Genomic DNA, 9,165 nt, shown 5'->3' on the forward strand with positions numbered 1-9,165 from the left:
GATTTGAATCGTTGCACAATACCTAAATAGGCCGCTAATGGACAGCCAAATCTACACCAAACCCTATTGCCCATGAAAGGGTAAAATCCAACCCCTACAACCCCTGCAAAAGCTGCGCCTATGGCAAACCCGTAAATTTGATGCAATTGATTGGTAGCTTGACCTATAAGTTCAAATTCCATAAAATAATTGACAATGGTAAAGGCTGTCATCACTACTGCGAAGACCAAGACCCCATGCACCAAATACCTTTCTACTCGCCAGGCTTTAAGTGATTTATCGGACAATTGCCTATAAGGGTCACCCAATGTTTCCGCCAAACCGCCACAGCCACATACCCAAGAACAATACCAACGCTTTCCGTAGAAATAAGTAATGATAGGAACGCCCAGCACGATCAGAATAATTCCCCATACCAACATAAACATTCCCAATGCCCCTGAAGAAAGCATTTCTCCTATCCTGTATTCAAAAAAGAAGTCATAATCCAAAGGCCAGATATTTTTGAAATCATGCCAGGGCTGATTGAGAAGTACCAAGATTTCAGGAATCAGAAACGCAAAAGCCAGTTGGAAAAACATAACCGAAGCAGTCCGGATGGTCTGATAAGTATTTCCCTTATATTTTCTGAACATCCTTATACCCATGACCAAAATGGCCAGTGTATAGATAAAACCATACAAAAACCATTGAGAGGCAGAATTACCGGAAAGCATAACACTCAATGGATCAACCAGAAGTACCAAATTGGTTATGTATTCAGGAAACCAGTATAAAATGACGTAAAACCCAATTAACCATGTCCCTGTAATTATCCCCAAAAGACCTCGGGCTTTCATGGAAGAAAAATAAATACCGTCGTTTTTGATTCCTTCCGGTTTCTCCCGGTGTAAAGGCAAAATATACATCAATGCCCCAATGACGCCAATTATGATTGAAATGGAAAGATAGAAATATGGGTTTTCCTTTACAGGTCCTTGGGTAGCGGCTTTTGTCAGGTCAAATGCATAATTGTCCCAAATCACCCTATCCCAATCTTCAGTCTCTTTCAACTCTTTATTGTAGGCATTGATATATTTGTTGAAATCAGAGATAAAAGCAAAATTGCTTTTATACTCCACTCCATACATCGGCTCAAGAATTCTCGTCATCGCTTCCCCGTGCTCTTCTTTGACCGTTTCCTGAACAATTTCATGCTCAAGCTGATAAGTTCCAATAAAAGGGATGAAGCTGAATACCGCCAAACCAAGTATAAATATGACCAATCCTGCTATTTGTATCTTTTTCATAACCTTGATCCTATTAATCTTTTGAGAAATGACGGCTTGGATAATTTAATTTCCCGCCCGGTCTCGGCCTTATATTTTTCCAAGACTTCATGATAGTGTTTTTTAAAAAATTCCGTATTGAAATCAGCTTTGGGTAATTGCCCTAAAACTTTTTCAAGTGTCCAACATTCCTGGACGGCAGTGTCAAAAAACTCATGTCTCAACCTCCAGCCTAAACTGTGAACGCCTGCAATTTTTTCAGAATTCTTCTCAAATACCAATCTGATACAGATTTTTCCATTTTGGTGCTCCCAGTAAAAGGAGTCCAATTCTTCAGTCTCTTGGGTGGGAACTATGCCGTAGGTTTGATATTCAATATCAAAAAACTTAGCGGAATTAAACCAAATTCCAGGTTGATAGGGCACTGGGGAGGAGGAAGTAAGGTTATGGGCCAAGGTCTCACCATGCATCCGGCCTGTATACCAAACTTGCTCAATATTTTTCCTGTCTTTAGCCGGAGCTTTTTTAAATTCCGCACAATCTCCAATAGCATACACATCAGATTGATTGGTTTTAAAATATTGGTCTATGACTATGCCTCTGTTGATTTCGAGTCCTGAATCCCTAAGGAAATTAACATTGGGACTTACTCCTACTGCCAATCCAACGAATTGGCAGGAAATATTTTCGCCTTTGTCAGTGGTTACAGATTTGACTTTATTATTTTCATCCCCAATAATTTCTTCAAGTTCTGTTTCCAATCTCAAATCTATATGGTGTTCTAAAATATGCTTTCCTATTAGCTTGGCTTCTTCATAAGGCAATACGTTATCCCAAAAATTCTTTTCGCGCACCAAAAAAGTCACAGGTATTTTCCTACTGGCCAACATTTCAGCCATCTCAATCCCGATCAATCCACCTCCTACTACAACTGCATGATCAATTTCCCGGGTATTTTCTTCCATTTCTTCCAAGTCCTGCTTGGAATATAAGCCCTGAACTCCTTTCAGATCCTGACCTGGCCAATCGAATTTGTTTGGTTTGGATCCAGTTGCTAAAATTAAAGTATCATAAGCTACATTTTCTCCCGAATCGAGATGGATAACTTTATTTTGGAAATTGACCGTTTCCACCCATGCTTTTTTCAGGTTGATATCATTCTTTTCCCAAAACCAATCTTCATAGGGCTTAATATGTTCAAATTTCATGTGCCCCATGTAAATATACATGAGTGCTGTTCTGGAAAAGAAGTGTTCAGATTCTCCGGAAATGATCAAGATCTCAGCCTTGCTCCCATTTTTCCGGATAAAGCGGGCGCAGGTGACGCCGGCGATACCATTGCCTATAATTACAATTTTACGGGTTTTATCATTCATTTAGCGCCCAATCGTATTTAAGGTTGGAAACCTTTGCATTAGAATTGATTTTGACTTTAGAATATTTGTTAAGGTAATCAATTAGACTTCCATTATTGGTAAAATCACCTTTAAACCAAGAAAAAATCTGGGAAACCTCCGCCTTATCTTTTGAAATTTTATTGTATTTGGGATTGTTGACAAATGCCTTTGCGGCATTTTCCAATTGACTGTCAAGATTCTCCGCCTTGAAGGCTTCATTTTGCAATGGCGGGCAGGACACTGAAGCACAGTTGACGGCAAAGTGAATACGTGGCTCTTCAAATTCCTTTCGGATGGTTTTGTGTTCGATATCATCGAGACTTACATCTTCCATACCTATCCTGATAAACTTCTTCGTCCAAACAGTATGGACCATTGGAATATTTAAATTAGGATTCAGGTCCTTGATACTTTCGACGGGATAATTGTCCGCAATAATCTTGATTGTAAAAGCATTATAAGCATTGATCCAATAGGCTAATTGTTGGTCTTTGGTCCAGGTTTTTCTATCGGGAGCATTATCACTCAAAAGTTTAAGGTATTTTTCAAATGTCGGCATATCGGCTATAAAGCCTTTGTAGTTGACTTTACCATCTTTGGAAACGTGCTTTTTAAGTAGACCATCAAAAATCTCATGTGATGGCGGGCTACTTAGTGAACCGTCTATTGGTGCAGCACCACAAGAAAGGTTAAAAAGCAGGAAGGATATTGCAAGGAAAATCGTTTTCATAAAATTGTATTTTTTTTTGTTCACGCTAAGTACGAGGTTAAATGGATTGTGGCCTTTTTACAATCTGATGAATATTTAATCTAAGTCAATAATAAACAAAAATAATACCTCTGAATAAATCAATTTGTCAAGTCAAAGACAAATCAGAGAATATCGTTCACTTATTAATTATAGACTTTCTCTCCTTTATTCAGCCAAATCCCCCATGTCCTACTATAACCATGTACCTTTTCTGTTTTGGAAGCATTACGAAAAACGGGATAACCTTCATTAACCCAATGAAAAATTCCACCATATAAGTTGTATACTTTCTCAAATCCTGCTTCATGAAGTTTTTTACCAATATTCTGACTTCTCGCACCGATGGAACAATATACAACTACCGGCTGGTTTTTAGAGAAGTTTTTAACTGATTCCATGGAAAAGGTATCGTACCCTACCCAACGGGCATCTTTGAGGTGTGAAACTTCAAACTCTTCTTTTTCCCTGGTGTCCAAAACAATAGCATCTTCCAAGTTTTGTAGTTCTTCAGGATGCATCAAAGGAAAATCTTTATCATAAACACCTTTAAGCAAGGTCTTGTAGGCAAGGCTTTGCCCAAAGGACGAAATGTTAATGGCTAGAAGGAAAATAATTAGAATTAGACGAAGATTCATGTTTTGACAACAATAACAGATTCAAAATGATTTCTGAGATTTAAAAATAGGAGGTCATGGTATAGTTCAATTTAGAAAATTAGCTAAAAATCTAGATGTCTTTACCTAGGGTGTTATTGAAAAGAACTCTCCCTTATGACGTGTGCATTCAGACAGGGATAATGCTATGCGGATGCATTTAGATAAGTAATCTGTTTAAATCAGCTCAATCAGCGTTATCAGCGTTCTTTAAAAAACCTAATTACCCATAAAAATCGGATAACCTTGCAAGTCCTTTTTTATCTAATACAATGATCTTCTTTCCTTCAAATTCAATTAATTGATCTTTTTTGAATTCTGATAACAATCTGATCACAGTTTCAGTTGCAGTACCTACCAAACCGGCAATTTCTTCCCTAGTGAGGATTATATCAATTTTTTCTCCATCAGCACCATCGATCCCATAAGTTTCGCTGAGTTTCAATAATGTAAATGCCAGCCGCTCCCTGATTGACTTTTGGGTTGCATCCGTGAGTTTTTCCTCCATAATACCCAAGTCATGGCAAAGCGCCTTGGTCACCCTTCTATGGAAGCCGGTGTCTTCAGACAAAACTTTGAGAAATGATTCACGGGGAACAAAACAGATTTTTGCGTCTTCAACAATTGTTGCAGAATTGGAATAAGATTCTTCTCCCAAGAGGGAGGAATAACCTAAAAAGTCCCCCTTTTTGGCTAATCTGACAATTTGTTCCTTTCCGTTTGAGGCAGTTTTAAATACCTTGACAATCCCGTCATTGATACAAAAAACCCCAAGTGGTTTGGTCCCTTCATAAAATAGAATTTGACCTTTTTTATGGGTTATAAAATTCTTGCTATCAGTGAGGTGACAAAGATGTTGCTCGGAAAGATCTGCGAAAAGCGAGAACTTTCTGCTCAGACAAAGCTCACATGGTGTGCTTTTTTGTTGGACTTTCATTGGTTTGGTAATTAATAATTAGGGCTTCAACTTATTGCTTAAAGGTAACAAAAAACATGACAGAAATCACCATGATCACATTTGAAATTGGGGCAGATCAGATAGTTGTTCATATTTCTGTTCATTTTTAAGAAATGCCAAAAACAGATGCTGCTTGCCGTTACTTATCCCCATGTAAGGTGCTCCAATGGTTTTATTATACACAGCGACCTGTTCTACGGTCTTTTGGGATAATTTCACGTCTGTGGATTTACACTCTATCAATAAAAATGGATTTCCGGATCTGTCCAAGATGAGTATATCAAACCTTTTCAGCAGGTTATTGTACTGAATACTTTTTTCCAGCGAAAATAGACTCTTCGGATATTGTTTGAATTCCACCAAAAAACTGATCATGTGTTGTCTGATCCACTCTTCAGGTGTCAATATCAGAAATTTCTTTCTCAAGGGATCAAAGATACTCAAAGTGCCATCACTCTCCCTGATGTTGAATTTAAACTCAGGGAAATTGAGTGGTTGCTGTAAAAAAGCATATTTGTCCGGAATCATGGTGCAAATATGGCCGGATTTTATACATAACCGAAAATCCCGCAACCTAAAGATGAAAAGTTCATTAATCTAAGAGAGTCACAACATTTATTCAATCCCTATTTTTTGAGAGTTTCGTACAAAAGACTGGGCTTGTTATGGAACTCACAGGAGGTATTTCGGATCGAAATCAATCCCATGATCTTTAAGCAGTTGAATGTATTCATCAATAAAACTTACCTTTTTGTGATGCTCCTCCTGGTTTTTGATATAGTTGACAAGATTGTCCAAAGAGGAGTAATTGTGGGTAAATGCAGCATATCCATCCTGCCAGCCTTCAAAGCCCTTAAAAAGATTGGTTGATTTTATCATGCTGGTGCAGGCAAGCTTCATATCTTTTATCAGACCTGCAAGTGATTGCGAGGGATGCAGAGAAGTTGCAATGTGAAGGTGATCCTCAACACCATCTATCCTGTAAACATGGCAGTTTTTGTTTTTGAGGATTCCCATCATATAGTTGAACAATTCCCTTCTAGGTTCCTTCAACATAATAGGCTTTCTTTTGTAAGGTGTCCAGATGATGTGATAAACAATGGATGTATGTGTGCTCATGGTTCAAAAATTTATTGGTTGAAAAATAATTTGAAAAAGGAATTTACAAAAGCATTTTTAAAAAGGCCTTAAATTAATCGGTTAAGTTTTCTGAGTGACTTTTGGTTTTTGGGTTATAGAGGATAATTCAACCCCTATCGGGGTTGGTGGGTGGTGTAATTTAATTGACCTTTTATCCCACCGGATTGTCATCCGGGGCAAATAACCTATCGGTATTAAACCCCCGCCAGGGTTTGGCGGGGTGGTCTTCGGATGATCCATTTCATTTTAGAGATTAAAAAATAACCTATCCAATCAAAATAATATTGGAATTCATAGATCCTAATCCCGGAGGGATTTAATCCCTGAAAGGGTAGTTACCCCGGATGACAATCCGGGGGCAAAAACCATGACCCCCACCTGACTGAGGGCAACCCCGGTAGGGGTTGAATTTTTTAGATAGTTTCGTTCAAATAGTTGACTGAGGAATCATCAAAACTCCAAATATGGTTTTAGCCTCTCCAGCCACTCTTCATTGAAGATTTTGATTTTGAGAAGATCTTCCGCTTGCGAATATGCGCCATGTTGGTCCCTGTAAGCCACAATCACCTTGGCTGCGCCATAGGTCAAATAAGGATGTTTGGCCAAAGAAACAGCATCTATTTGGTTTACCTTTAATTTTCTTATTGGCCCGGATTTGAATTCAAAGTATTCAAAAATCTTCTCCATTACTTCGGGAGTCATGCCATACACATCAAGCAACTGCTCCTTATTATATAGGCCACCAATATTTTCCCTGAATTTGACTACCCTTCCGGCCATGGTTTGCCCAATACCTGGGACAATCTGAAGGACGACAGAATCAGCTTCAGCGAAATCAAGTTTATTGAACTGTGGTGACCTGGCTTTTTGGTATTGGCCTGTTTTCCGTATTGTATCCTGTCCTGATATTTTATCTGTAACAAAAAAACCTGATTCATAGGGTTTCCAACCAGCCTGCACTAGGCTATCTGCTTTTTCAATATATCGCTCATATCGCTCCTTATTTTGATGATACAGCACTTGATTATACACTGAGGGTAACAAATACAAAAGAAAGATGGCCGGAAAAACCAAAAGAAGCCCACGTGATTCTCTTTGTGAGAATCCGAAATAAGACCTTAGAAAAAAGTAAAACTTAGCTTTCATAAAAATTAAACACTTTATCAAAAATCCGAAATGCAACTATTAACCGTAAGTATCAATCAAACAGTTGCGAGTAATAACCGTCTTAATTTAATACTATTGGTTCTATTTTCCAATTAGGCCAAATTAATGAGTTTGAATTCAAAGAAATCAAAAGGATTTGTTATTTAGACAGATTTTAAATTAGACTGACTATTGGTTAATTATTTATTTACTATTTATTCTGAATTAAATTTGTACCCGAATGACATCTGAAATGCAAAATAGATTTAGAGCCCTTAGCTTATCCCATAAAAATGCTCCCGTTGAAATACGTGAAGTAATTTCATTGGATGAAGGTTCTACTCATTCCCTGCTGGTAAAAATGAAGGATTTTTTCAGTATTACAGATACGCTTATTCTTTCCACCTGCAACAGAACAGAGGTTTATTATTCCCATGAACTCGACCTGAGTACTGAAATCATTAAGTTGATCGGATTGGAAAAAGGACTTCCCAATGTGGTTGATTATTTGGAATACTTTAAGGTATTCAACCACGACAGAGAAGCCATTGATCATCTTTTTAAAGTTTCAATGGGTTTGGAAGCACAGGTCGTTGGTGATATGCAGATTTCAAATCAGGTAAAAAGAGCTTATCAGGCTTCCGCAGATCTTGATATGGCCGGGCCTTTTCTGCATAGGTTGATGCACACCATATTTTTTACCAACAAAAGAGTGGTGCAGGAAACAGCCTTTAGAGACGGTGCTGCATCGATGTCCTATGCTGCTGTGGAACTTATAGAAGAACTGACCTCCAATACTTACCAACCAAGGATACTATTGATCGGTGTTGGTGAAATAGGTGAGGATGTTGCCAAAAACATGGTACATATTCCTGAAGCCAAAGTTACCATTACTAACAGAACATTTGATAAGGCAAAAGCTTTAGCTGATGAATTGGGATTTGAAGCAATACATTTTGAAGATTGTATTGAAGCCATGAAAGATGCCGACGTAGTCGTCTCTTCCATTATGAAATCTGAACCTTTCATTACCAAATCTTTGGTAAAGGAAATGGATATTCCGAGCTATAAACTTTTTGTTGATCTTTCAGTCCCAAGAAGTGTTGATACTTCCATTGAGGATGTGCCCGGTGCAATACTATATAATGTCGATAACATCAGAAGTAAGGCTTCAGCAACTTTGGAAAAAAGGCTGGCATCAGTTCCCATGGTAGAAAACATTATTGGGCAAAGCATTGATGAGTTTTACAATTGGAAAAAGGAGATGATGGCATCTCCTACCATTAATAAATTAAAAAATGCCTTAGAACAGATACGTCTAGAGGAAATGGAGCGATTTTTGAAAAATGCTGATCAGGAGCATATAGCTGTTGTTGAAAAAATCACCAAAAGCATGATGCAGAAAATCCTTAAAGTACCTGTTGTACAGTTAAGGGCGGCATGTCAAAGAGATGAAGCCGACAAAATGATAGATATCATTTCTGATCTTTTTGATCTTGAAAAGATTGATGAGAAAAAAGAGTAATCTTTTTAATGATTATCCGCTCCTTTGCCAGTGAACCAATATTCTACTACAAACAGGATTGATCCCGATAGCTATCAAGCAATTTATAGGCACAATTTATATTACATTTATTTAAATCGAAAGTCCAGTTTAAAGTTATATAGCCAGGGGATTCTGGGGTCTATATTTTCTCTCTGAAGTATCTTGGGCAGATTGGTATAATCATTTGGATTGAGATGTGCTGGGGCCTGGTAGAACGTGACGATAATGGTGTCATCATGTACCCTGATATCCCCATCAGCCCAGGCCAGTACTTCAGCAGCCAGGTGTCCGGCGTTCCAGGTGCGG

The 9,165-nt window shown here is 38.1% G+C and carries 10 protein-coding genes; 1 reads left to right on the forward strand and 9 read right to left on the reverse strand.

Features of this window, described 5'->3' with window-relative positions; all coding sequences use genetic code 11:
- The 8 genes from ACEW8O_RS18585 to ACEW8O_RS18620 all read right to left on the reverse strand — a co-directional run.
- On the reverse strand, positions 1–1,289 hold a 1,289-nt coding region (locus ACEW8O_RS18585), incomplete at its 3' end, for a 4Fe-4S binding protein (RefSeq protein WP_373496128.1).
- Positions 1,286–2,644, reverse strand: coding sequence for an NAD(P)/FAD-dependent oxidoreductase (locus ACEW8O_RS18590; RefSeq protein ID WP_373496129.1), 1,359 nt, complete (start codon positions 2,642–2,644; stop codon positions 1,286–1,288). The genes ACEW8O_RS18585 and ACEW8O_RS18590, both read right to left, overlap by 4 nt.
- Complete coding sequence (locus tag ACEW8O_RS18595) at positions 2,637–3,395, reverse strand: DUF547 domain-containing protein (protein WP_373496130.1); 759 nt, start codon at positions 3,393–3,395, stop codon at positions 2,637–2,639. The genes ACEW8O_RS18590 and ACEW8O_RS18595 overlap by 8 nt, the downstream gene beginning before the upstream one ends.
- A 164-nt stretch (positions 3,396–3,559) precedes the next feature.
- Positions 3,560–4,051, reverse strand: a complete 492-nt coding sequence (locus tag ACEW8O_RS18600) for a rhodanese-like domain-containing protein (RefSeq protein WP_373496131.1) — start codon at positions 4,049–4,051, stop codon at positions 3,560–3,562.
- Between the two features lie 241 nt (positions 4,052–4,292).
- On the reverse strand, positions 4,293–5,006 hold the full coding sequence (locus ACEW8O_RS18605; protein ID WP_373496132.1) for a Crp/Fnr family transcriptional regulator: 714 nt from the start codon (positions 5,004–5,006) through the stop codon (positions 4,293–4,295).
- Positions 5,007–5,081: 75 nt separating this feature from the next.
- On the reverse strand, positions 5,082–5,555 hold the full coding sequence (locus ACEW8O_RS18610; RefSeq protein WP_373496133.1) for a type I restriction enzyme HsdR N-terminal domain-containing protein: 474 nt from the start codon (positions 5,553–5,555) through the stop codon (positions 5,082–5,084).
- Positions 5,556–5,699: 144 nt separating this feature from the next.
- Complete coding sequence (gene tnpA, locus ACEW8O_RS18615) at positions 5,700–6,146, reverse strand: IS200/IS605 family transposase (RefSeq protein WP_373496134.1); 447 nt, start codon at positions 6,144–6,146, stop codon at positions 5,700–5,702.
- A gap of 471 nt (positions 6,147–6,617) precedes the next feature.
- Positions 6,618–7,313, reverse strand: a complete 696-nt coding sequence (locus ACEW8O_RS18620) for a ComEA family DNA-binding protein (RefSeq protein ID WP_373496135.1) — start codon at positions 7,311–7,313, stop codon at positions 6,618–6,620.
- Positions 7,314–7,566: 253 nt separating this feature from the next.
- On the opposite strand from ACEW8O_RS18620, the gene hemA reads away from it, so the two are divergent.
- Complete coding sequence (gene hemA, locus ACEW8O_RS18625; RefSeq protein WP_373496136.1) at positions 7,567–8,838, forward strand: glutamyl-tRNA reductase; 1,272 nt, start codon at positions 7,567–7,569, stop codon at positions 8,836–8,838.
- A 107-nt stretch (positions 8,839–8,945) separates the two neighbouring features.
- Here the strand turns inward: hemA and ACEW8O_RS18630 are convergent.
- The coding region (locus ACEW8O_RS18630; protein WP_373496137.1) for a hypothetical protein at positions 8,946–9,165 on the reverse strand (220 nt) is incomplete at its 5' end.

The sequence above is a fragment of the Aquiflexum sp. genome (genome assembly GCF_041749095.1).
Lineage (GTDB): Bacteria > Bacteroidota > Bacteroidia > Cytophagales > Cyclobacteriaceae > Aquiflexum.

Coding starts and splice junctions, on each gene's coding strand:
- tnpA (WP_373496134.1), bottom strand. CDS start 6,146: ATGAGCACACATACATCCATTGTTTATCACATCATCTGGACACCTTAC.
- ACEW8O_RS18595 (WP_373496130.1), bottom strand. CDS start 3,395: ATGAAAACGATTTTCCTTGCAATATCCTTCCTGCTTTTTAACCTTTCT.
- ACEW8O_RS18600 (WP_373496131.1), bottom strand. CDS start 4,051: ATGAATCTTCGTCTAATTCTAATTATTTTCCTTCTAGCCATTAACATT.
- ACEW8O_RS18620 (WP_373496135.1), bottom strand. CDS start 7,313: ATGAAAGCTAAGTTTTACTTTTTTCTAAGGTCTTATTTCGGATTCTCA.
- ACEW8O_RS18610 (WP_373496133.1), bottom strand. CDS start 5,555: ATGATTCCGGACAAATATGCTTTTTTACAGCAACCACTCAATTTCCCT.
- hemA (WP_373496136.1), top strand. CDS start 7,567: ATGCAAAATAGATTTAGAGCCCTTAGCTTATCCCATAAAAATGCTCCC.
- ACEW8O_RS18605 (WP_373496132.1), bottom strand. CDS start 5,006: ATGAAAGTCCAACAAAAAAGCACACCATGTGAGCTTTGTCTGAGCAGA.
- ACEW8O_RS18590 (WP_373496129.1), bottom strand. CDS start 2,644: ATGAATGATAAAACCCGTAAAATTGTAATTATAGGCAATGGTATCGCC.